Genomic DNA, 21,286 nt, shown 5'->3' on the forward strand with positions numbered 1-21,286 from the left:
CCCTATGCAACCGCCTGCTCCAGAATCTCGCGGCTTTCCTTTGGCGTTATCGCGCGATTTTCACCCAGCTTGACCATGCCGTGCGCTTCCAGCTGCGCAACAATTGCATCGATCGCAGCCGCTTTGTCAGCGCCGTGCTCAGTGAGCTGCGTGGCAACCCCCAGACTGTGATAAAAGTGCTCAATCGCGTCGATGCAGCGTTCAGCGAGATCTTCAGAATCTGCCAAGCCAAAGACATTGCGCGCCATTTGCTCCAGTTTGTCGCGCTTGACGGCAATTTGATGGCGCAACAATGAGGGTTGCACAATGGCCAGTGAACGACCGTGATCCACCCCATAGAGGGCGGTAAGTTCGTGGCCGATCATATGGGTAGCCCAGTCCTGCGGCACACCGCTGCCAATAAAACCGTTCAACGCCTGGTTGGCAGCCAGCATCAAGTTGGCCCGCCAGCTGTCATCATCGCGCTCAGCGTAACGCTCGCCCAGGCTTTTAAGCGTTCTGAGCAGTGCTTCCGCATAGCCTTCCTGAACCATTGCCTCGGTGGGTAAGGTCAAATATTGCTCACACGTATGCACCCAGGCATCGACCAGGCCATTGGCAAGCTGGCGCTCGGGGAGCGTCTTCATCACGTCGGGGTCGAGCACGGCAAAACCGGGTTGAACCGCTGGCGACATAAAATTCAACTTATCGCGGGTCGCCTTTTTCGTAATCACCGAGCCACCATTAGACTCTGAGCCCGTCGCGGGCAGGGTCAGCACGGCGCCAATCGGCAGCGCTTGTTTTACCCGGTGTTTGCCCAGCAAGATATCCCAACCCTCGCCGTCATACAGCGCGGCGGCGGCAACATATTTGGCGCCGTCAATAACCGAGCCTCCACCGACCGCCAGAATATAATCCAGACCACTGTCTTTTACTTGAGCTACCGCTTTGTCCAGGGTCTCAACCGTCGGGTTGGGTTCGACCCCGGCGAACTCCTGCCACTGATGCTCGGCTAAGGCGCTAACCACCTGCTCATACACACCGTTGGTCTTTATCGAGCCACCGCCATAGAGCAGCAAAACCTTGCGATCAGCGGGAATAGCGTCGGCGATACGGGCAATCTGGCCCTGGCCAAAATGAATTTGAGTTGGGTTCACAAACGAAAATTTCATACTAAACCTCATTGCTAACACAGGGAGTCGCGCCAACAGCAGCGCCACCATGTGATGTACAATACGAGCTATTAATGGGAATAAAAACCGCAATTACTGGATTTTATTTGCCTATTCCTGCCAAAATACAAAAAACACCCCACAAGCAATAATTCTATGAATACGATTAGTGAGCTGCTTCAGCGCTATATCAGCAGCCAATCGCTGGATACATTGGAAGGCAGCCGTAGCACGATCATTCCCGGTGTTCACATCTACCGGGCAAGCCGCGGCAGCTCGCGCCAACCCTTTGTGTATCAGTCTGGCATTATCGTGATGGCCCAGGGCCGCAAACGCATTTATCTCAACGGCCAGCAAGTAGACTACGGCCCCGGCCGCTACTTGGTGCAAGGTGTACCGCTGCCACTCGAGTGCGAAGCACATAGCGACGGCAACTTACCCTTGCTGGGCATATCCATCAGCATTAATCCCGCATTGCTCCAGGAGCTCATTGACGCCACACCCAGCCTCGGCCAAAAGCGCGGCGATAGTGGCGACTGCGGCCTAAGCTCCGACCGTTTGAGCCCGAATATGAGCGACACACTCAAACGCTTGCTCGAGGCCCTGCTTAGCCCTCAGGACGCACAGGTTCTGGGGCCGGCAATTGTTCGAGAGTTTATCTACCGAATACTGATTGGCCCGAAGGGGCATGTACTCACCGAGCTTGCTCAGCACGATGGCCACTACGCACGCGTAGCGCGGGTATTGGTGCATATGCACCGGCATTATGCCGAAGACCTGAATGTCGATGCCCTGTCTGACTATGCGGGAATGAGCCCCTCGAGTTTTCATCGCGCCTTTCGCCAGGTGACCCGAGAAACACCCCTGCAATACTTAAAGAAACTGCGCCTGAGCAAGGCGAAAGAACTAATAGCCAACGAGGGACGGCGCGCAAATGAAGCCGCAATACTGGTCGGCTACCGCAGCCCCTCGCAATTCAGCCGCGAATTCAAACGCCACTTTCAGCAGGCACCGGCGCGTATGCTCAGCCAACGTTCGGCGTAGCGATACCCGCTATTGAGGGCGCAGCCCGGTTTTTTCGACGCGCTGTGATTTACTGAATATCACCAGCGCCAAGCCACCAATAATTGCCGCCGACACCAGCAAAAAGTGCAGGGTGAAAGGCTCGGCAAGTAGCAAAATACCGCCAAGTGCCGTCATTAGTGGCACGCTCAGCTGCACACTTGCCGCCGTTGTCGCCCTGAGCGCCGGCAGTGCGGAATACCATACGATATAGCCCAGCGCCGAAGCGCCCGCGCCGGATAGGAGGGCGTATACAACACCCTCTGCGCCTAACCGGGGCGGCTCAACGGCCCACATCGCCAGGCTAAGAAGCGCGGCAAAAGGCAGGGAGTAGAGGAAGTTGTGCGCAGAGATCACGCGCGGATCGCCCACCCTTCGCCCCAGCAAAGAGTAGACTCCCCACGCCGCGCCCGAAATCAACATAATGAGGTAAGCCAGCAGCGAGGGGGCGCCCTCTAATGCGCCCGTGGCACTGGGCAGCATGAGTGCCAACAGGCCACCGTAGGCAAGGAGCAGACCCAGCCATTGCAAGCCGTTAAAGCGCTCCCCGCGGTAGAAGCCGTAGCCGATCATCACCGTTTGCACCGCGGCAAATAGAATCAGGGCACCCGCGCCAGCGGATACTCGAGCGTAGGCATAGGAAAACGCCGCGGCATACGCAAACAATACAAAACCGGAAATAACGCGCGCGGATACCGGGGGAGAGACGTCGCGATGGGGAATGTTGCGCACCGCAATAATCGCCCACAACATAGCGGCTCCCGACAGCAGGCGCAGCGCTGTAAAACTGGCCGCATCTATCGTGCCGCCCAACAACGCCGCACGACAAATAAGCGCATTGCCGGTAAAGGCCAACATCGACAGGGCGGTGAAAACAGCGATACGAAGCGGCGACATAAAACGGTCCACAAAGCGCGGGAAAGAAAGAGTATGAAGGGGCATTTCGCTGATGCATAGGCGACTTTAGTCGCCACATAGCCGCGTCGCTAAGCCAGCGCGACTGGGCCGCGCTGGCGGGGTCAAACTAACAGGCGGAAGCGCTTAGCGGGCGGCGCGCTCTTCCTCAATAAGCTGCTCAGCCACCTTCAACATATTGGCTTTGCTGCCTGCTGCGCGGCCAGTAACCCGGTATTTGCCATTGACGATCAACTCCGGGGTACCCGCGATACCGTAGCTGCGTGCGCGGGAATCGGCTTGCCGTACCTGGCTCTTCACACCAAAGGAGTCAAAGGTTTTACGAAAGGTCTCGGCATCAATATTGCTGTGCTCAAGAAACAGTTTTTCAATGGCATCGCGATTTCGCAGCGGATTTTTCTTGAGGTTGATCTCGTCAAACAGCGGCTCGTGCACCTGGTCGAGAATGTTCAGCGCTTTGGCGGTGTAAAAGGCCTGAGCATGCAGCACCATTAAGTCGTTCCACATTGCCGGTGACTGCACAAACGCCACATCTTCGGGCAACTGTTTCGCCCACGCGCTCACCATAGGCTCGAAGTCAAAACAGTGGCTACAGCCGTACCAAAAAACTTCCACGACTTCGATTTTATTCGCATCGGATGTGCGCACCGGCTGAGCAATACGAACAAAGCCTTCGCCGTTAACCGCTGTGGCTGGTGGCGCGGTGCGCGTTTCAGCGGTCGTTTTAGCAGCAACCTGGGCGGTCTGCCCACCTGTCGCATCACCATTGCTACAGGCCGATACCAACAGCGCCATCAGGCCAAACAGATACATTGAGATGTGTTTCTTCATCATTCCCATCCTAGTTACTTATGCGAGTCGAGTGCGCGATGCCGATAGAGTGTATCAGACACGCCGACGGCTGTGCGGTTCCTACAGCTCAACCAATTCAACGGCGAAAAAAAAGGCGGCTATTGCCGCCTTTCACAAGCTCTGCACGCCTTAGTTATGCAGACCTTGAATGAAGTTTGAAACCGCTTCAATCTCGGCATCGCTCATTTTGAAAGCGATCATGCGCATGGTCTTCGCTTCGCCGTCATTATCGCGACCTTCGCGTCCATCCATTGCTGCACGGAAAGCCTTCAGTTGCGCTGCGGTGTAGTCAGCGTATTGGCCGCTCAATTTGGGGAAGCCAGCTGCTGCCATCCCTGCACCCGTAGGTGAGTGACAAGCAGAGCACGCCGGAATACCGCGCTCGGCAATGCCGCCACGGTAAATCGCTTCGCCTTTTTTAACCAGCGCCGGATCCGCTTGGCCAACAGAGCCAGTCTGGCTCGCGTAGTAAGCGGCGATATCGGCAATGTCCTGATCGCTCAGGTTGTCGGTCTGGCCAGCCATCATTGGCACAGGACGCGCACCCGACTTGATGTCATGAATTTGCTTGATCAGGTAGCGCTCACCCTGGCCAGCCAATTTCGGAAAGGTGGGTGCCGGGCTGTTGCCGTCTTGACCGTGACAGGCGGCGCATGAGGCAGATTTTGACTTGCCGGCAGCAGCGTTACCTTCCACAGCCACCGCAACATTACTCAGCAGCAGGGAAGCAAGAAAAACTAGCAAAGGTTTGTTCATGATCACTTACTCTTTAAAAACAGAAGTTCTAGCGCGCCTTACTTGGCCGTCGCCATATACTCAATCAGCGCTTGGAAGTCGGCATCGCTGCAATCAAAGCACAAACCCATTGGCGGCATAGTGTTAAAGCCTTCACGAGCGTGTTTTACGAGCGTTTCCATTCCCTTTTCCAAGCGCGGAGTCCAGGCGGCAACATCACCAGTTTTCGGTGCGCCATTGGCACCAAAACCGTGACAGGCGTAACACGACTTCTTGTAACGCGCCTCGACATCGGCGTTGGCACTAGCGGCTACGCTGGTAATGGCAAGAAGTACTGCGAATAAGCATTTTTTCATGGTTTACCCTCTCTTCTGACCGGCGCCCGCGATGAAAGCTGCGACACGCTGGGTGATGACCCCCAGTAAAAACTGCGGCATTATACACAACAAGCCCGAGTCTGGGCCATTTTTTGGCTCCCCCAGACTTGCTATGCACCGCAATACTCCCCCGGATATTTTATGCCCAAGGCCAATTCTGTTAATTACCGCCGTGCCGTCTACATGAAAAGTGCACCCAAACTTGCCCAATGCCCCGAAGACAGCGGCGCGGAGGTCGCATTTGCCGGCCGTTCGAACGCAGGCAAGTCGAGTGCCATTAATCGCTTGACGGAAAACAGCAAGATGGCCAAGACCAGTAAAACACCAGGTCGTACCCAGCTTATCAACTTTTTCTCTGTGAACGAACAAGACAGCATGCGACTTGTTGACCTACCCGGCTACGGTTTCGCCAAAGTGCCGCTAAAGGTGAAGCAAGAATGGGAACGCAATCTGGAGTATTACCTGCAGCACCGCCAATCACTGCGCGGCCTGGTGCTAATGATGGATATTCGCCACCCGCTCACCGACTTCGACACCACCATGCTGAATTGGGCCCACCAGGCGGGGATGCCGGTTCGCATCCTGCTGACAAAGGCCGACAAACTCAAGCGCGGGCCGGCGATGTCGACCCTACTACAAGTGCGAAAAGCCCTTCAGCCCTACGGCGGGCTGGTAAACGCGCAGCTGTTTTCAGCTCCGCGTGGCGACGGTCTGGATGACCTTCGCGAACAGCTCGACGTGTGGCTAACCGCTCGCTTTGAAGAAGACGAGGAGCTCGACGACCTCGACTGAGACCCCGCGCTAGTGCGCCTCGTCCCAGTTATCGCCACTGCCCACTCCTACCTCTAACGGTATCGCCAGCTCGGCAGCGCTCTCCATCAACGCGACAACACGCTCTTGAACGCTATCGAGCTGATCCTCGGCAACCTCAAGAATCAGTTCGTCGTGAACCTGCATAATCATTTTCGCGTCGGGCTGCTGCTCGCTCAGGTAGTCATCCACGGCGATCATTGCCCGCTTGATAATATCAGCAGCAGTGCCTTGCATGGGGGCATTGATTGCCGTGCGCTCGGCAGCCTGACGCCGCTGGCCATTGCGCGCGTTAATTTCCGGCAGGTGCAGGCGGCGGCCGAACAGGGTTTCCACATAACCTTTTTCCGCCGCGAGCGCGCGGGTATTGTCCATATACTCTTTGACACCCGGATAGCGTTCGAAGTAGAGGTCGATATATTGCTGAGCCTCGTTGCGCCCAATATGGAGCTGGCGCCCCAGGCCAAAGGCCGACATTCCGTAGATCAGCCCAAAGTTAATGGCTTTGGCGTTGCGGCGCTGCTCATCGCTCACAGCGTCTAACTCCACCCCGAATACCTCAGCAGCCGTGGCGCGGTGAATGTCCTCACCATTTTTAAAGGCGTTGATCAGGCCCTCGTCACCAGAGAGGTGGGCCATTATGCGAAGCTCGATTTGTGAATAGTCCGCCGCCAGTATTTTGTAACCCTGCGGCGCAACGAAGGCCTTTCGTATGCGGCGGCCTTCGGCACTGCGAATGGGAATGTTCTGCAGGTTAGGGTCAGACGACGACAAGCGCCCGGTAGCGGCAACAGCCTGATGGTAGGAGGTATGCACGCGCCCGGTTTGGGGGTCGATCAACTGCGGCAACTTGTCGGTATACGTCGACTTCAGTTTCGCCAACCCGCGGTAATCGAGAATAACCTGGGGCAGGGGGTAGTCGTGAGCCAACTCAACGAGCACTTCTTCGGCCGTAGACGGCGCGCCCTTGGGCGTTTTGCGGATGACGGGGATTTCCAGTCGTTCAAACAAAATTTCACCCAGCTGCTTGGGCGAGGACAAATTAAACTCGCCACCGGCAATGTCGTAGGCCTGCTGCTCCAGCTGCTTGAGCTTATCGGCAATCTCCATGCTCTGCACCGCCAACATGTCTCGGCTGATCAGGGCGCCGTTGCGCTCGATCCGTGACAGCACTCCCACCAAGGGCAATTCAATATCCCGATACACGGAAACAAGGGATGGCGCCTCGCTGAGCTTGGGCGCCAGGGCCTGATGTAAGCATAGGGTGATGTCGGCATCCTCAGCGGCGTAGGGGCCGGCTTGCTCGAGTGCGATTTGATTAAAACTAAGCTGCTTAGCGCCTTTGCCCGCAATGTCTTCAAAGTGAATGGTTGATTGGCCCAGGTATTTCAACGCCAGGCTATCCATATCGTGACGGCTGCCCGTGGAATCCAGCACATACGACTCAAGCATGGTGTCTTCGGCGATACCCCGCAGGGTAATGCCGTGGTTCGCCAAGACATTCGCATCGTACTTAAGGTTTTGCCCCAGCTTGGCGACCTTGGCATCTTCCAACAAGGGCTTTAACGCGCCGAGCACGCGCTCCTCACTGAGCTGCGTTGGCGCGTCGATATAGTCGTGGCCAAAGGGCACATAGGCCGCCTCGCCGGGCTCAATGGCAAAAGACACCCCAACAACCCGCGCCTGCATATAATTCAGACTGGTTGTCTCGGTATCGAAGGCGAACAATGCTGCTGCGCTCAGTCGATCCAGCCACTGCTGAAAACTCTCCTCGTCGAGAATAACGCTGTACTGCTTTTCCGAGGAGTTACCAGGCTGATCGTCGCCCACCTCGGCTGCAACTGCCCCCTCATTGCGCTGCAGCTCGTCAACCCAACCTTTAAACTCCATGTCGCGAAACAGCGCCAATAACTGCTCATTGTCGACGCTACCCGGCTGAAGATCCGCCACCGCAACATCGAGCGCCACATCGCACTTAATCGTGGCCAACTCGTAGGACAACTCTGCCGCCTCGCGCGAGGCCTCTAACTTTTTCGCCAGGCTCTTGGCGCCGCGAATGGATAGGTCCGCAACCTCATCTAGCCGGGCATAGATATCTTTTATGCCACCCAGGGCCTGCAGCAGGGCCAGGGCGGTTTTTTCGCCAACGCCAGCCACGCCCGGAATATTGTCGACTTTGTCCCCCATTAGCGCGAGGTAGTCGATAATCAGCGAGGGTGGGATACCAAATTTTTCGGCGACGGCAGCCTCATCCATTTTGGTATCGGTCATGGTATTCACCAACGTGACATGGGCATTCACTAGCTGCGCCATATCCTTATCTCCGGTCGACACCACCACCGGCCGCTCCGCGCCCGCCTGGGCCGCCAGGGTGCCAATCACATCGTCGGCTTCCACACCATCGATCACCAGTCTCGGCAAACCCATGGCGTCGACAATGTCGTGAATAGGTTGAATTTGCGCCCGCAGGTCGTCCGGCATCGGTGGGCGGTTGGCCTTGTAGTCGCTGTACATGTCGTCGCGAAAGGTTTTGCCCTTGGCGTCAAATACCACGGCAATAGGGCTATCGGGGTAATCCTTCTGCAGGCGGCGCAACATGCTGATAACACCTTTCACCGCACCGGTGGGCTGTCCTTTGGAGTTAGTTAGCGGAGGCAGAGCGTGGAAGGCCCGGTATAGATAAGAAGAGCCGTCTACCAAAACAAGGGGAGATGTCGCAGTCATTGTCGAAATATTCAATTGCCAGCCGAAGAAGCCGCGAGTGTATCACGAAGCCAGAAATCGAGTGACCCACATAGCAAGACAAAGTGTTACCGAAAATCCCCCCAGGTAACACCCAAATACCCTTATGAACAGCGCATTACACCAATATGAACAAAATTTAAGCATATTGAGCCGTCAGCAATGTGTTACCTTACGTAACACAAGGTGACAACAGCATCTTGTTCCGGGGCAACAGCGCCCCACAGAGGAGAAAGAGAGATGAAAAAGCTAAGCAGCGCAGTACTACTTTTGATTGCCAGCACCGCAGCGTTTGCCGCTGACGAGGACACGGCGTCGGGCGCGCCGCTGGTATTAGCCTACAGTGAAGCCACTGCAAGTTATGCACCGGAGAATACGGCTGTTAACAACACCGTTAATGCCGAACGCGTACTGGCAAACACACTGGATGTGGTCTCAGCCTCACTGAGCGTAGCACTGGACAACTTCGAAGCGCCGTCACTGCCTGGCGCCAAAAACCTCGACCAGTAAACGCTAAGGACTTGCGACCAAACAGCTCGCAAATGCCTCACCAAGCTGGCGGTAAAAGCCCATAAAGCCGCCAGCTGTCGTGGTCTCACCCGCCATCGGATCCAGCTCGACAACCGGCACGTCCAGTCCCTGCGTCAACACCCTCAACATTGCGGCAGGATATTGCGGCTCGCGAAACACACACTGTATCTCACCCGCCTGCAATTGCTCGCGCAACTCGGCCAGGTGCCGCGCTCCCGCCATACGACCCTCACCACCCGACAGCACCAGCCCGCCACGCAAATCATAGCGAGCCTCAAAACGGGAAAAGCCGTCATGCAAAAACAGATAGCGCTGATCACTTGCTCGCTGCAAGCGGGACGCTAATGATTTGTCATACAGGCGCAGGGCAGAAGTGAGGCGCGCCGCGTTGGCATGGAAGTATGCACTGCGACTGGGCACCCGATCTGACAACAGCTTAGCGATGCGCCGCGCCATATAGTGAATTTGCTCAACATCCAGCCAGTAGTGGGCATCAACATCGCCGGGCTGGTCATCCGGATACAGAGCAACCGCATGGTCAAAGCGGCGGATGGGCTTGCTCAGGTAGTGCTCCAACGCGGGCCCAAACCAAAGCACCATATCCGCTTTAGCCAAACGGCCGAGATCAGAGCTGCGCAACTGAAAATCGTGAGGTGACGTCGCTGCAGACTGCAGCAACGCAACCTCGGCGGCATCGCCGGCAATGTCGGCCACCAACAACTGCAGCGGCTTAACGGTAGTAATCAGTTGCAAGGACGACGCGTAAGCCGGTACAGAAATACAGCAAAAACACAGCAATATCAGCCAGCAGCGGCGCATGATCGACAGTAACCTCAACGTCAGGTGGTGTAACAGAAAGAAAATTGAAATATTATAACATTATTATTTCTACTAGGTGCTGACCAATGCCTACCGAGGCACCCGAGCAACATCACAACCATCAACATTGCATTGATGAAGCCCTGCAGCGTGCGCGCCAGATATGTGCCGCCCGCGGTGCACGACTCACGCCGATTCGCGAGCATGTTCTCAGCCTGATCTGGGAGAGCCACAAACCGGTGGGCGCCTATAGCTTGCTGGAGTCGCTCGATGCGCAAAGCGAGCGTCGCAGCACACCCCCCACCGTCTATCGCGCCTTGGATTTTTTACTGGAGCAGGGGCTGGTTCACCGCATTGCGTCGCTCAACGCCTTTGTCGGCTGCGCGGACCCAAGCCACCGACACTCCGGGCACTTCCTCATTTGCCGGCACTGCAATACCGCCATTGAACTCGACGCTGAGGCGATCGATAGCGCTATCCGCCAAGCCGCCGAGGGGCGCGGCTTCCACGCAGAAGAGCAGTGCGTAGAGGTTGTTGGCAGCTGCCAGCGCTGCCAGGAGCAATCCGAGAGTGCGTGACCGCCAACTTCTGCAGCTTGAAAAGGTGTCGCTTAGCCTCCGCCAGCAAACCCTGCTGTCAGAGATTGACCTGAACCTGGCGAGGCGAGAAATCATGACAATTATCGGCCCGAACGGCGCCGGTAAAAGCACCCTGCTGCGCATCGCCCTGGGCCTGCAGCGCCCCGATAGTGGCACCGTGACGCGCGCCCCAGGCCTGCGCATTGGCTATATGCCGCAGCGCCTGAGCATCAATCCACTGATGCCGATCAGCGTTAGTCGCTTTTTACGCATGTCGCAGCAGCGGCGCTGCGGCATCAAGCACGCGCTGTCCCGCACGGGCATTGCCCACCTGGCTGACCGACCACTCCACGATATCTCCGGCGGTGAAACTCAGCGGGTGCTACTTAGCCGCGCACTGCTCGCCGAGCCAGAGCTACTGGTACTCGACGAGCCGGCTCAAGGGGTGGATATTACCGGCCAAACCGAACTCTACGAGTTGATTGGCGAACTGAGAGATCAGCTGGGCTGCGCAGTGTTGATGGTTTCTCACGACCTTCACTGGGTAATGGCGCAGACCGACACTGTTATTTGCCTCAATCAGCACGTTTGCTGCCACGGACACCCAGAGACGGTCAGCAATGATCCGGCCTATTTATCACTTTTCGGCCGTCGGCATGCCGAAGCGATTGCCCTTTATCAACACGACCACGATCACCGCCACGACATGCATGGCGAAGTTGTAAGGGAGAAGGGCGACGGCCCCTGCCATCATGACTGATATTTTACTCAACGCACTGGCGGCCGGACTGATATTGGCGCTGGTGTGCGGCCCTCTTGGCACGCTGGTCACCTGGCAGCGCATGGCCTACTTTGGCGACACTCTTGCGCACTCGGCACTATTGGGGCTCGCGCTCGGCTTAAGCTGGCAAATACGCTTGGAGTGGGCGGTGTTACTCGCCTGCACCGGCATCGCCGTGCTGCTGTTCGCCCTGCAGTTATGGCGCGACACCGCCCTGGACAGCTTACTGGGCATTCTCTCCCACACCAGCCTGGCACTGGGCTTGGTAGCGCTGTCATTTATGGATGGCCCGGCATTTGATCTCAATAGCTTTTTATTCGGCGACTTGCTGGCGGTAATGCCAGAAGATTTGCGCTTACTGGCGGGCATCGCCACCGTTGTATTGCTATTACTGGGCTGCTACTGGCGTGGCCTGGTGGCGGTAATCGCTCACGCCGAGTTAGCGGCCGTAGAAGGCCGCAATGTGAACGCCCTGCGCCTTTTGTTGATGCTGCTGATTGCCGCAACCGTCGCGGTCGCGATGAAGGTTGTCGGTGTGCTGCTGATCACCGCGATGCTCATTATTCCCGCGTCGGCGGCAGGCAGATTATCCCGCAGCCCTGAGCAGTGTGCGGTAATTGCGATTTTATGCGGCGTCGCAGCGGTGGCCTCAGGGCTGGCAGCCGCCTGGACGTGGGACAGCCCAGGCGGGCCAAGCGTTGTCTTGTGCGCAGCACTGATCTTCGTTGCGGCGCAGTTTAGCCGCGGCTTTCGTCAGGCATAAAAAAACGCCGACTCGCGGCGTTTTTAGCGCTTTTGCTTCTACCCTAATAATGCTCGCGGATCGCCAGGAAGCTGCGCTTCATCTTACTGATGTCTAGCGGCGCCCTGAAAAAGCCAAGGGAATGCCCCTGAGGATTGACTAAGGCAACGTTGGCACTGTGATCCACCATGTAATCGTCACCGCCGCCCGGCACTTTGGCGAAGGGGATATTCAACGCCGTGGCAAAACGGTGGATCTCGAGAAAATCCCCCGTGATCCCGCGAAATGACGGATGAAAGAACGCCAGGTAGCTGCGCATTTGCTCGGGCGTATCCCGGGCCGGATCAACACTGGCCAGCCAAATTTGAGTGTTCGCCTGAACGTCCGGTTCCAGCTCCTGATACAGCAGCTTGAGCTGAGCCAGTGTGGTGGGACAGATATCAGGGCAGTAAGTAAAACCGAAGAAAATCAGATTCCACTGGCCTTTGAGGGCCTCCGGGGTCAGCGTTTTCCCCTGTTCATCTAGCAAACTAAACCCGGGGATCATGCGCGGGTTCTCATAGAGGTAGGCCCCCTGATCACGCAATTCGTCCTTGGTCATCACCCGTGCTTTGGTGAAGGCGTAAAAGAAACCCGCAACCAAGCTGCCGGCAATCAGCAGAATAACTAAAACTGTTAGACGTATGCCGCGCCGCTGCTTATTCGTCGCTTCCGTGGCCTCACTCATAGCCAGACACCTCGTAAATGATCGTTGCGGGCAGCATATAATGATCCAACAACATAACAATAAACAGGGCCATCAAGTAAATAATGGAGTACTTGAAGGTCGCCATCGGCGCTTTCGGGTCATTGCCGCGCAGCAGCACGATAGCCCAGTAAATAAAGCCTGCCCCCAAACAGATCGCCCCCAAGAGGTACAGCATGCCGCTCATTCCAGTGGCGAAAGGTAGCAGCGTGACCACGAACAACAACAGGGTGTAGAGCAGGGTATGCAATTTGGTATAACCAATGCCGTGGGTCACCGGCAGCATGGGGATATCGACCTTGGCGTAATCATCGCGCCGGTGGATCGCTAGCGCCCAGAAGTGTGGCGGCGTCCACACAAAGATAATCAGCACCAGCAGCAGAGCATGCCCGTGAATCTCACCCGTAACCGCCGTCCAGCCTAGTAGCGGCGGCGCCGCACCAGCAATACCACCGATGACGATATTCTGTGGTGTCGCGCGCTTTAAATACAGGGTATACACCACGGCGTAACCGAGCAGCGAGGCGAGGGTCAACCAAGCCGTCAGGGCATTGATTTCAACTAACAGGATCGCCATTCCTGCAACCCCAAGAGCCGCAGCAAAGATCGCCGCATTAACCGTTTTCAAACGCCCCTGCGCAATCGGCCGGTTGTGGGTACGCGCCATTATGAGATCGATACGGCGATCCACCAAGTGATTGACCGCCGCCGCGGCCGCCGCGCACAAGCCAATACCCAGATTGCCAAACACCAACACCCGCCATGGCACCATACCGGGGACCGCCATAAACATACCGATGATCGATGTCAGCAGCATGAGAAAAACGACATTCGGCTTACACAGCTCGTAGTAATCGCGCCAACTCACCGCCGACGATTGCGGCTCGGCCTCGGCGACATTTTCCCGACTCATACTCGTACACCCCCACGGTTTACCGTTGCGGTAAACACGCAATAATTCATTGTCACCATTACCAATAGCAGTAGCGCGCCAACCAGGTTATGCGTCACCGCCACAGCAATGGGGAAGTTAAATACTATATTGCTAATACCCAAAAGCACCTGGGCAACGAGCACGGCAAGCATGACCACAGACAGACGTTTCGCAGGCGCCGTCGCCAAGCCGCGCAGTTTCACAAACAAAAACAGCAAGTACAGGCTCGTTATGATCGCGCCGATGCGATGGCTGACATGGATGGCCACCCGCGCGTCGTTGTCCAGCACGCCACCAAGGTAGTTCGGCCCAACCTGCTGAGCGATATTAAAGCCGTTGGCAAAGTCCATCGGCGGCAACCACGCGCCCTGGCAGCGCGGAAAGTCGGGGCAGGCAATGTCGGCGTAGTTGGAAGTGGTCCAGCCACCGAGCGCGATTTGGCCGACAACAATCAGCAGCCCAACAACAACCAAAGGCCGCAGTGCGGTCAGCTTTGGCTCAACAATAGCAGGCAATTGCCAGCGCTGATTATTTAATCGTAGGGTAAGCAGCCACAATAAACTGATGGTTGTGAAGCCGCCCAACAAGTGCGCAGTGACCACTTGCGGCCACAGTTTCAGCGTCACCGTCCACATGCCGAACATGCCCTGCAAGATAATGAAGGCCAGCAGAAAAACCGGCAGTTTCAGGGGCTGCTCTGGGCCGCGGTTGCGCAGCGCAAACACCAGGATGCCAATGGTGAACAATCCCAGGCTCGTCGCTAAATAACGGTGCACCATCTCCGGCCAGGTCTTATCGTGCTCCACCGGCATTTCCGGATAGGCTTCATTCGCGCGAGCAACCTCGTGGTCTTCGGTCGGCCATAACACGTGACCATAGCAACCCGGCCAATCGGGGCAACCCAAGCCGGCGTCAGCCAAACGGGTAAACACCCCCATGCCCAACACAATAATGGCAACCAAGCAGGCACTGAATGCCAGACGAAATCCGGGCTTACGCAAATCGGGACTATTAAACAGCGTCATCTATCTCTCTACCAATCTGTTTTGTATTCGCCAGCACCGCACTATTTAAGCAAGCGGCGCATGTCTTTGAGCACGTCCTTGCCCAGGGTGGTTAACGTTTCCGTGGTGGTATCCTCCGCACGGTAGACCATCATCACCCACCCCAGCGGATCGACAACGTAGAAGCTGTGCTTGTCCAGCGGCGAAGTCGGCAATGCCGAAAAGGCCTTGAGGAAGCGACTGCCATCGACATTTACTACCGTAATGTCACTGTGCTCTTGTTCGATAAAATCGCGAAGCTGTGGCGACAAAGGGCCTTCAGTAGCAAGGTAGACGCGCTCGACTCGGTCCGTTTTCTTGCCCAAGGCCACATGTGTCTGCCGCGTCAAATACAGCATGCGCTCGCAAGCGCCCTGGCACTCGCGACCACCGACAACCATAAACACCCAACGCGACTCGGCGGTGTCGAACAGGTATTCGCTGCCATCAACACGGGTCGGCGTTAATTCACTAAGCTGCACCGGCGGTTGAATTAAGCTACCGCGATTGACCGTGCCAAAATCCAATACTCGCTTTTGCGCCAACAAAAACATTACGCTGGACACGGCAATAACCAGCACCGGAATGGCAAGAATTAGCGCAACCTGCTTTTTACTACCTGAAGGCAGCTCCGACGTCATGATTTTCCCTCTTGTTTTAAACGCTGTTTAATTACCGCCAGCACATTGCTGTTGCGAATTAAAAATATCACCGCCAACATCGCCGCCATCGCAAACCACTGAACGGCATAGCCGTGGTGCTTTTGTGGCGAAACGTTTATCAGCACACGATCTGTACGTAGCGCAGCCGGGCTGCGTTCACTCAGGCGCATTACCGTCGGTAATACCCCATCTATTTCCCGCGCGACCTCGTCGGCATCGAACCACTGCTGGCGCCGTGGCCAGTTTGTCGGCGACTCTTCTCCTAAGCTGAACGGCTCTTCCAGCGATTTATATAGCTCACCCTGCAGACGAAGCTTGCCCTCAGGCCACGTAATCTGCGGCAAGGTTTGGCGGCTCGGATCAGCAGCAATCCAGCCGCGTTCGACAAGAACTTTACGTCCATCAGCCAAATTCAGGAGCGCGATTATCTCATAACCGAATTGCCCCTGCCTGATCCGATTGTCCAATAACCAGTATCGTTGGGTGTCAAATTGTCCCAGGGCGAAAACCGGGCGGTAATTCGGGTAGTCGTTAAGCGCGGCGATATCCACGGCGGCTTGTTGCCGACGCTCCTGAGCGGCCACCAATAGCTGCTGCTTCTCGTCGGCACGCTGCAGCTGCCAAAAGCCCAACCGTATCGTCAGGGGCAGGGCCAACAAGATAACGATCAAAGACTTCCAGTCGAGCGACCATTGCAAAGGCGTGCGCGTGTAAGGCATGTCGAGATTCCGATTGTGTATACTGCGGCAAACGCTATGGGAGAGTTCTAATGTGGTTAAAAGTCGTCATTGTAGTGCTATTTATTGCACTGTGTTTCAGCCTGTTCAGTGGCCTGTTTTTTCTATTTAAAGATCGCGGCACAACGATGCGCACCTGGCAGTCACTGAGCGTACGCCTAGCGATTGCGACGCTGCTGATGGGCTTTCTGTTTTATGGGGTCTATACCGGCCAGCTTGGCTCAAAGGCTCCCTGGGATCAGCGCTACCTGGATGACGGCCGCGCCACACGCTAAGCACCACATAAAAAAAACGGCCGGAAACGCCTATTTGCCATGCAAACTCACGTATCCGGCCGTTTTCGGCGTCGCTAAACGCTACTTACAAGATATAGACAAACAGGAACAGGAATACCCATACCACGTCTACAAAGTGCCAGTACCAAGACGACGCTTCAAAGCCAAACTGATCATCGGCGGTGAAATGCCCCTTGCTTGTTGAACGCAGCCACTGGATCAGCAGCATGACGGTACCCATCGCCACGTGGAAGCCGTGGAAGCCGGTCAACATGAAGAACGTAGTGCCGTAAACACCGCTGTTCAGCTTGATGCCATATTCAAACAAGGCTTCGTGGTATTCCATGTACTGCAGGTACAGGAAGATCGCACCCAGCGCCACAGTAATGAACAACCACAGGTTAAACTTCTTGCGGTTGTTTTCTTTGATGCCCATGTGAGCAATGTGGCAAGTGAAGCTGGAGGTCAGCAGGATGATGGTGTTGTACAGCGGCAGCCAGTGGCCGATGTTAGCAAAACCAGGGAAAGACAAGTGCTTCTCTGCACCGGTAAATTCACCATTGTTCGCCAGATGCCCCGCAGCCGCCTGACCGGAAACACCACCAATGGCGTCCTGAGGCGTTTCCATCAACGGCCAGCTGTACTCAAAGCCCGGCCATAGCAGCGTGTTCATCGCGCCATCGCCTTCGCCCGCCAGCCATGGGCCAGCCAGGTTACGAATGTAGAACAGTGCGCCAAAGAAGGCTGCAAAGAACATCACTTCCGAGAAGATAAACCACTGCATGCCAATCACGTAAGAGTGCTTGAGCTGAGCACTGTTCATGCCCTGGCGGTTTTCACGAATAGTGGTTGCGAACCATACCCACAGGGTGGCGGCGAAGTACGCCAAACCTGCAAACAGGATAAAACTAGAGTTGGTTTCTTCACCGGGGCGATAGCTGGCGTCGTTAATTACGCTGGCCGCGCCATAAACCGAAGCTACCAAACCGATAGTTGCGTTGATAGCAAGGCTACTTTTCTCCGGCACGTAATAGGTTTCGTGCCCGGCATTGCTTTGACCCGCCATGATTAATTCTCCGTTTTCTCGCTTGAGAAAAATCTCTTTCTATTTAGACGCCGCAACAGAATCCTGCTTTGCGGCCATCTCGGTTACGTCAAAAATCGTGTAGGAAAGGGTGATTACGTGTATGTCTTTGGGCAGATCCCGGTCGACAATAAAACGCAACGGCATATCGGCTTCTTTGCCGGCATCCAGCGGTTGCTGGTTAAAACAGAAGCACTCGGTCTTGTGAAAGTACTCTGCCGCACGCGAGGGAACGATGCTGGGAATGGTCTGCGATACCATATAGTGGCTCTGGGTGTTCTTGGCGTAGAACGTCACCATCGCAGGCTCCCCGGGATGTACCTCTACCTGACTGGTATTCGGGCCAAACTCCCAAGGCATCAGCTCGTTATTTTGCGCGACAAACTGCACTTTTACCGTGCGGCTTTCGTCAACCGCACTGTCAACCACTTCATAGCGGCCACCTGTCTTACCGTTGATACCCAACACCTCACAAAGTGCATTGTAAAGTGGTGGCATCACCCACATGGCAAAGGCAAACATTGCGACAACAAGCACCAGTAACTTACCAGTGGTTTGAATAACGTTACGCTGCGTTGCATTTGCCATGTTTCCGACTCCTCTTACTTAACTTCCGGTGGTGTGCTGAAAGTATGGTAAGGCGCCGGGCTAGGTACGGTCCACTCCAGAGTGGTTGCACCATCCCAAACTTTGTCGTCGTTGACCGGCTTGCCGTGCGTGATGGTCCGAACAATGTTGAACAGGAACAACAGCTGGCTAGAGCCATAGATGAATGCACCGATAGACGACATCATGTTGAAGTCAGCAAACATCAGGTTGTAGTCAGGGATACGACGCGGCATACCTGCCAAGCCCACGAAATGCTGCGGGAAGAAGGTCAGGTTGAAACCGATGAATGATACCCAGAAGTGCACTTTACCCATGGTCTCGTTGTACATTTTGCCTGTCCACTTAGGCAGCCAGTAGTACACGGCCGAAGACAGAGCAAAGATCGCACCCGCCACCATGGTGTAGTGGAAGTGAGCAACAACGAAGTAGCTGTCGTGGTATTGGAAGTCAGCCGGCGCAATCGCCAACATCAGACCCGAGAAACCACCCACGGTGAACAGGAATACCTTGGCGATAGCAAACAGCATCGGCGTTTCAAGGGTAATAGACCCCTTGAACATCGTGGTAATCCAGTTGAACACCTTCGCCGCCGTTGGGACTGCGATCAGCATAGTGGCGTACATAAAGAACAGCTCACCAGCGATCGGCAGACCTACGGTGTACATGTGGTGAGCCCACACGATGAACGATAGGAAGGCGATAGAAGCGGTCGCGTATACCATCGATGCATAGCCGAACAGAGGCTTGCGCGAGAAGGTTGGGATAACCTCAGACACCACACCAAAGGCAGGCAGAATGATGATGTATACCTCGGGGTGACCGAAGAACCAGAACACGTGCTGGAACAGAACCGGGTCACCGCCACCCGCTGCTGAGAAGAAGCTGGTACCGAAGTGAATATCCATCAACATCATGGTAACTGCGCCAGCCAGTACGGGCATTACCGCAACCAGCAAGAAAGCAGTGATCAACCACGTCCACACGAACATCGGCATTTTCATGTAGGTCATGCCAGGCGCGCGCATGTTCACAACCGTAGCGATAATGTTGATCGAGCCCATAATGGACGAGATACCCATCGCGTGTACGGCGAAAATGAAGAAGGTCACGCTCGGTGGCGCATAGGTCGTCGACAGCGGCGCGTAGAATGTCCAACCGAAGTTAGGACCGCCACCTTCCATGAACAAGGTAGACGCCAACAACAGGAATGTGGGCGGCAGGATCCAGAAGGACCAGTTGTTCATACGCGGCAGTGCCATATCTGGCGCGCCGATCATCATTGGAATCATCCAGTTCGCCAAACCGACGAAGGCCGGCATAATGGCGCCGAATACCATGACCAGGCCGTGCATGGTGGTCATCTGGTTGAAGAACTCCGGCTCAACAATTTGCAAACCGGGTTGGAACAGCTCTGCTCGAATAATCATGGCGAACGAGCCGCCAAGCAGGAACATAGCGAAACTGAACCACAAGTACATCGAGCCGATGTCTTTGTGGTTGGTGGTGGTTAACCACCGGGTCAAACCTTTAGCAGGTCCGTGAGCACCCATGGTGAATCCTCCTACTGACCTTTCTTGAAGTTATACACATCGATCGGCTGTACCTTGTCACCCATATTGTTGCCAAAGGCATTACGGGTATAGGTAACGACTGCCGCCAAGTCGACGTCGTTCAGCTGACCACCAAAGGCCTGCATCGCAGAACCTGGGACGCCGTTAACCAGCACATCGATGTGCGCAGTAACTTCGCCGGTAGCAATAGGGCTATTGGCAATGGGTTTACCCACACCGCCTTCACCGTTGGCACCGTGACAAGCCATACAAGAGCGGTTGTAAATGCCCTTGCCGCGCTCAACCAGCTCATCCATAGAGAAGGTTTGCGCCATCAGCTTTTTGATCTCAGCGGCCTCGGCTTGCTTAGTCGCCATCCACGCTTTGTATTCAGGCTCTTCAACAACGTTGACAACGATCGGCATAAAGCCGTGATCGCGACCACACAGCTCGGCACACTGGCCGCGGTATACACCGGTTTCAGTCGGCTTGGTCCACGCCTCGTTGATGAAGCCCGGAATCGCATCACGCTTAACGGCCAGTGCAGGTACCCACCACGCATGCAGCACGTCGTTTGCAGTGACGAGGAAGCGAACTTTGGTATCAACCGGAATCACCAGCGGCTCATCTACTTCGATCAAGTAGTTCGAACCCTTGGCTTCGGTGTTACCGATTTCAGCTTTGTCAGTCAGCAGGTTAGAGAAGAAGCTGACATTGTCGCCTTCGGGATTAATGTACTCGTACTTCCACTTCCACTGATAGCCGGTGATCAGAACGTCGAGCTCTGCATCATCGGTGTCATAAATTTCAATCAGGGTGCTGGTCGCCGGCACAGCCATAACGATCAACAGCAGGAATGGCACGACGGTCCATGCGATTTCCAGCTTAGTGTTTTCGTGGAAAGTGGCTGGTTCTTCGTGACGCTCTTTGCGATAGGCAAAAACCGAGTAGAACATCACGCCAAAGACGATAATGCCTACTACCACACACACCCAAAACACAAACATGTGCAGGTCGTAGATTTTGGCACCAACTTCCGTTACGCCCGGCGTCATATTTGTTTGCCAACGCTGGGGGTTACCCTCCGTCGCCCATGCGCCAGTACTAAGCAGGCTAAGCAGCATCAGCACAGGACAAAGCGCCAGCTTATACAGCCGTTTCGCTTGTTGATACATCTCCCGTGTCTCCGTATAAGTTATAAGAATCCCTTCGCCGATCGACGACAGGCAGACACGCTAGACGCTTTCTTATATATGGAACGCAGTTGCGAACTCACGGTCAGAACAGCTATACGGACGCAAAAACGCTGCCCTGGCCCACCGCCAAGCAACGTCACTCCCCCCGAAATTGCGCGCTTGCCCACACCGAAATAGCTTTGGGTGCGACAAAACGCCGCAATTATAAACCTGAAGAAACCAGCAAGGCTACTCCGAAACACCGAAGGGCGCGCTCACCGGGGCGCCAAATTAACGCGCAGTCCGTGAAAATATACCAGTTAGAGCATTATTACCCAGCGCACACCACTAGATATAGGCAATGAGAAAAGCCGCAC

At 55.5% G+C, this 21,286-nt stretch carries 23 protein-coding genes; 7 read left to right on the forward strand and 16 right to left on the reverse strand.

Going from position 1 to position 21,286, the window contains the following annotated elements:
• Nucleotides 1-2: 2 nt before the first annotated feature.
• On the reverse strand, nucleotides 3-1,151 hold the full coding sequence (locus tag B3K78_RS09690; protein WP_286695283.1) for an iron-containing alcohol dehydrogenase: 1,149 nt from the start codon (nucleotides 1,149-1,151) through the stop codon (nucleotides 3-5).
• A gap of 156 nt (nucleotides 1,152-1,307) precedes the next feature.
• Between B3K78_RS09690 and B3K78_RS09695 the strand changes: the two genes are divergently transcribed.
• The gene (locus tag B3K78_RS09695; RefSeq protein WP_286695284.1) at nucleotides 1,308-2,195 is read left to right on the forward strand and encodes an AraC family transcriptional regulator; all 888 of its coding nucleotides are present in this window, start codon (nucleotides 1,308-1,310) and stop codon (nucleotides 2,193-2,195) included.
• Nucleotides 2,196-2,204: 9 nt separating this feature from the next.
• Here B3K78_RS09695 and B3K78_RS09700 read toward each other — a convergent pair whose 3' ends face one another.
• From B3K78_RS09700 to B3K78_RS09715, 4 genes are all read right to left on the reverse strand, one after another.
• Entirely contained in the window at nucleotides 2,205-3,155 is a 951-nt protein-coding gene (locus B3K78_RS09700) for a DMT family transporter (RefSeq protein ID WP_286695285.1), read from the reverse strand.
• A gap of 99 nt (nucleotides 3,156-3,254) precedes the next feature.
• Nucleotides 3,255-3,962, reverse strand: coding sequence for a thiol:disulfide interchange protein DsbA/DsbL (locus B3K78_RS09705; protein ID WP_286695286.1), 708 nt, complete (start codon nucleotides 3,960-3,962; stop codon nucleotides 3,255-3,257).
• 147 nt (nucleotides 3,963-4,109) lie between these two features.
• The gene (locus tag B3K78_RS09710; protein WP_027873374.1) at nucleotides 4,110-4,736 is read right to left on the reverse strand and encodes a c-type cytochrome; all 627 of its coding nucleotides are present in this window, start codon (nucleotides 4,734-4,736) and stop codon (nucleotides 4,110-4,112) included.
• 38 nt (nucleotides 4,737-4,774) lie between these two features.
• Entirely contained in the window at nucleotides 4,775-5,071 is a 297-nt protein-coding gene (locus B3K78_RS09715; RefSeq protein ID WP_027873375.1) for a c-type cytochrome, read from the reverse strand.
• Between the two features lie 162 nt (nucleotides 5,072-5,233).
• Here B3K78_RS09715 and yihA point away from each other — a divergent pair, with 162 nt between their 5' ends.
• Entirely contained in the window at nucleotides 5,234-5,884 is a 651-nt protein-coding gene (gene yihA / locus B3K78_RS09720; RefSeq protein WP_286695287.1) for a ribosome biogenesis GTP-binding protein YihA/YsxC, read from the forward strand.
• Between the two features lie 9 nt (nucleotides 5,885-5,893).
• Here yihA and polA read toward each other — a convergent pair whose 3' ends face one another.
• Nucleotides 5,894-8,626 (reverse strand): DNA polymerase I, encoded by a 2,733-nt coding sequence (gene polA / locus B3K78_RS09725; RefSeq protein ID WP_286695288.1) that lies wholly within the window; start codon nucleotides 8,624-8,626, stop codon nucleotides 5,894-5,896.
• 258 nt (nucleotides 8,627-8,884) lie between these two features.
• Here polA and B3K78_RS09730 point away from each other — a divergent pair, with 258 nt between their 5' ends.
• Entirely contained in the window at nucleotides 8,885-9,154 is a 270-nt protein-coding gene (locus B3K78_RS09730; protein WP_204994881.1) for a hypothetical protein, read from the forward strand.
• Nucleotides 9,155-9,157: 3 nt separating this feature from the next.
• Here the strand turns inward: B3K78_RS09730 and B3K78_RS09735 are convergent, their stop codons facing one another.
• A complete protein-coding gene (locus B3K78_RS09735; protein WP_286695289.1) occupies nucleotides 9,158-9,994 on the reverse strand; it encodes a metal ABC transporter solute-binding protein, Zn/Mn family in 837 nt (278 codons plus the stop codon).
• Between the two features lie 86 nt (nucleotides 9,995-10,080).
• Here B3K78_RS09735 and B3K78_RS09740 point away from each other — a divergent pair, with 86 nt between their 5' ends.
• Genes B3K78_RS09740 through B3K78_RS09750 form a run of 3 tightly spaced genes read left to right on the forward strand, consistent with a single transcriptional unit; the run spans nucleotide 10,081 to nucleotide 12,116 of the window.
• Nucleotides 10,081-10,572 carry a Fur family transcriptional regulator gene (locus B3K78_RS09740; protein WP_286695290.1) on the forward strand — a complete coding sequence of 164 codons (492 nt, stop codon included), beginning with the start codon at nucleotides 10,081-10,083 and terminating at the stop codon, nucleotides 10,570-10,572.
• Complete coding sequence (znuC, locus tag B3K78_RS09745) at nucleotides 10,565-11,332, forward strand: zinc ABC transporter ATP-binding protein ZnuC (protein WP_286695291.1); 768 nt, start codon at nucleotides 10,565-10,567, stop codon at nucleotides 11,330-11,332. The genes B3K78_RS09740 and znuC overlap by 8 nt, the downstream gene beginning before the upstream one ends.
• Nucleotides 11,325-12,116, forward strand: coding sequence for a metal ABC transporter permease (locus B3K78_RS09750; protein ID WP_027873381.1), 792 nt, complete (start codon nucleotides 11,325-11,327; stop codon nucleotides 12,114-12,116). The genes znuC and B3K78_RS09750 overlap by 8 nt, the downstream gene beginning before the upstream one ends.
• A 43-nt stretch (nucleotides 12,117-12,159) precedes the next feature.
• Here the strand turns inward: B3K78_RS09750 and B3K78_RS09755 are convergent, their stop codons facing one another.
• Genes B3K78_RS09755 through B3K78_RS09775 form a run of 5 tightly spaced genes read right to left on the reverse strand, consistent with a single transcriptional unit; the run spans nucleotide 12,160 to nucleotide 16,198 of the window.
• Complete coding sequence (locus B3K78_RS09755) at nucleotides 12,160-12,822, reverse strand: SCO family protein (RefSeq protein ID WP_286695292.1); 663 nt, start codon at nucleotides 12,820-12,822, stop codon at nucleotides 12,160-12,162.
• Nucleotides 12,815-13,753 (reverse strand): heme o synthase, encoded by a 939-nt coding sequence (gene cyoE, locus B3K78_RS09760; RefSeq protein ID WP_286695293.1) that lies wholly within the window; start codon nucleotides 13,751-13,753, stop codon nucleotides 12,815-12,817. Before cyoE ends, B3K78_RS09755 begins: the two co-directional genes overlap by 8 nt.
• The gene (locus B3K78_RS09765; protein ID WP_204994886.1) at nucleotides 13,750-14,799 is read right to left on the reverse strand and encodes a COX15/CtaA family protein; all 1,050 of its coding nucleotides are present in this window, start codon (nucleotides 14,797-14,799) and stop codon (nucleotides 13,750-13,752) included. Before B3K78_RS09765 ends, cyoE begins: the two co-directional genes overlap by 4 nt.
• Nucleotides 14,800-14,840: 41 nt before the next feature.
• On the reverse strand, nucleotides 14,841-15,458 hold the full coding sequence (locus B3K78_RS09770; protein ID WP_036255773.1) for a redox-active disulfide-containing membrane protein: 618 nt from the start codon (nucleotides 15,456-15,458) through the stop codon (nucleotides 14,841-14,843).
• Entirely contained in the window at nucleotides 15,455-16,198 is a 744-nt protein-coding gene (locus B3K78_RS09775) for an SURF1 family protein (protein WP_286695294.1), read from the reverse strand. The genes B3K78_RS09770 and B3K78_RS09775 overlap by 4 nt, the downstream gene beginning before the upstream one ends.
• A 50-nt stretch (nucleotides 16,199-16,248) precedes the next feature.
• Here B3K78_RS09775 and B3K78_RS09780 point away from each other — a divergent pair, with 50 nt between their 5' ends.
• A complete protein-coding gene (locus B3K78_RS09780) occupies nucleotides 16,249-16,491 on the forward strand; it encodes a DUF2909 domain-containing protein (protein WP_027873386.1) in 243 nt (80 codons plus the stop codon).
• Between the two features lie 85 nt (nucleotides 16,492-16,576).
• Here the strand turns inward: B3K78_RS09780 and B3K78_RS09785 are convergent, their stop codons facing one another.
• Genes B3K78_RS09785 through coxB form a run of 4 tightly spaced genes read right to left on the reverse strand, consistent with a single transcriptional unit; the run spans nucleotide 16,577 to nucleotide 20,909 of the window.
• Nucleotides 16,577-17,557: a cytochrome c oxidase subunit 3 gene (locus B3K78_RS09785; protein ID WP_204994889.1), complete on the reverse strand. Its 981-nt coding sequence runs from the start codon at nucleotides 17,555-17,557 to the stop codon at nucleotides 16,577-16,579.
• A 39-nt stretch (nucleotides 17,558-17,596) separates the two neighbouring features.
• The gene (locus B3K78_RS09790) at nucleotides 17,597-18,163 is read right to left on the reverse strand and encodes a cytochrome c oxidase assembly protein (RefSeq protein ID WP_027873388.1); all 567 of its coding nucleotides are present in this window, start codon (nucleotides 18,161-18,163) and stop codon (nucleotides 17,597-17,599) included.
• Between the two features lie 14 nt (nucleotides 18,164-18,177).
• Nucleotides 18,178-19,734 carry a cytochrome c oxidase subunit I gene (gene ctaD, locus B3K78_RS09795; RefSeq protein ID WP_027873389.1) on the reverse strand — a complete coding sequence of 519 codons (1,557 nt, stop codon included), beginning with the start codon at nucleotides 19,732-19,734 and terminating at the stop codon, nucleotides 18,178-18,180.
• Nucleotides 19,735-19,745: 11 nt separating this feature from the next.
• Complete coding sequence (gene coxB / locus B3K78_RS09800; protein ID WP_204994890.1) at nucleotides 19,746-20,909, reverse strand: cytochrome c oxidase subunit II; 1,164 nt, start codon at nucleotides 20,907-20,909, stop codon at nucleotides 19,746-19,748.
• Nucleotides 20,910-21,286: the final 377 nt, after the last annotated feature.

This window comes from Spongiibacter sp. UBA1325 (assembly GCF_002306875.1).
In the GTDB taxonomy this organism is placed as follows: Bacteria; Pseudomonadota; Gammaproteobacteria; order Pseudomonadales; family Spongiibacteraceae; genus Spongiibacter; species Spongiibacter marinus.

Excerpts from the sequence above, each read along its gene's own strand:
- B3K78_RS09710 (WP_027873374.1), bottom strand. The coding sequence starts at position 4,736 with ATGAACAAACCTTTGCTAGTTTTTCTTGCTTCCCTGCTGCTGAGTAAT.
- coxB (WP_204994890.1), bottom strand. The coding sequence starts at position 20,909 with ATGTATCAACAAGCGAAACGGCTGTATAAGCTGGCGCTTTGTCCTGTG.
- yihA (WP_286695287.1), top strand. The coding sequence starts at position 5,234 with ATGCCCAAGGCCAATTCTGTTAATTACCGCCGTGCCGTCTACATGAAA.
- B3K78_RS09780 (WP_027873386.1), top strand. The coding sequence starts at position 16,249 with ATGTGGTTAAAAGTCGTCATTGTAGTGCTATTTATTGCACTGTGTTTC.
- B3K78_RS09785 (WP_204994889.1), bottom strand. The coding sequence starts at position 17,557 with ATGGCGGGTCAAAGCAATGCCGGGCACGAAACCTATTACGTGCCGGAG.
- B3K78_RS09695 (WP_286695284.1), top strand. The coding sequence starts at position 1,308 with ATGAATACGATTAGTGAGCTGCTTCAGCGCTATATCAGCAGCCAATCG.
- B3K78_RS09705 (WP_286695286.1), bottom strand. The coding sequence starts at position 3,962 with ATGATGAAGAAACACATCTCAATGTATCTGTTTGGCCTGATGGCGCTG.
- B3K78_RS09790 (WP_027873388.1), bottom strand. The coding sequence starts at position 18,163 with ATGGCAAATGCAACGCAGCGTAACGTTATTCAAACCACTGGTAAGTTA.
- ctaD (WP_027873389.1), bottom strand. The coding sequence starts at position 19,734 with ATGGGTGCTCACGGACCTGCTAAAGGTTTGACCCGGTGGTTAACCACC.
- B3K78_RS09690 (WP_286695283.1), bottom strand. The coding sequence starts at position 1,151 with ATGAAATTTTCGTTTGTGAACCCAACTCAAATTCATTTTGGCCAGGGC.
- B3K78_RS09755 (WP_286695292.1), bottom strand. The coding sequence starts at position 12,822 with ATGAGTGAGGCCACGGAAGCGACGAATAAGCAGCGGCGCGGCATACGT.
- B3K78_RS09765 (WP_204994886.1), bottom strand. The coding sequence starts at position 14,799 with ATGACGCTGTTTAATAGTCCCGATTTGCGTAAGCCCGGATTTCGTCTG.
- B3K78_RS09730 (WP_204994881.1), top strand. The coding sequence starts at position 8,885 with ATGAAAAAGCTAAGCAGCGCAGTACTACTTTTGATTGCCAGCACCGCA.
- B3K78_RS09740 (WP_286695290.1), top strand. The coding sequence starts at position 10,081 with ATGCCTACCGAGGCACCCGAGCAACATCACAACCATCAACATTGCATT.
- B3K78_RS09770 (WP_036255773.1), bottom strand. The coding sequence starts at position 15,458 with ATGACGTCGGAGCTGCCTTCAGGTAGTAAAAAGCAGGTTGCGCTAATT.
- B3K78_RS09735 (WP_286695289.1), bottom strand. The coding sequence starts at position 9,994 with ATGCGCCGCTGCTGGCTGATATTGCTGTGTTTTTGCTGTATTTCTGTA.
- cyoE (WP_286695293.1), bottom strand. The coding sequence starts at position 13,753 with ATGAGTCGGGAAAATGTCGCCGAGGCCGAGCCGCAATCGTCGGCGGTG.
- polA (WP_286695288.1), bottom strand. The coding sequence starts at position 8,626 with ATGACTGCGACATCTCCCCTTGTTTTGGTAGACGGCTCTTCTTATCTA.
- B3K78_RS09715 (WP_027873375.1), bottom strand. The coding sequence starts at position 5,071 with ATGAAAAAATGCTTATTCGCAGTACTTCTTGCCATTACCAGCGTAGCC.
- B3K78_RS09750 (WP_027873381.1), top strand. The coding sequence starts at position 11,325 with ATGACTGATATTTTACTCAACGCACTGGCGGCCGGACTGATATTGGCG.
- B3K78_RS09700 (WP_286695285.1), bottom strand. The coding sequence starts at position 3,155 with ATGCCCCTTCATACTCTTTCTTTCCCGCGCTTTGTGGACCGTTTTATG.
- B3K78_RS09775 (WP_286695294.1), bottom strand. The coding sequence starts at position 16,198 with ATGCCTTACACGCGCACGCCTTTGCAATGGTCGCTCGACTGGAAGTCT.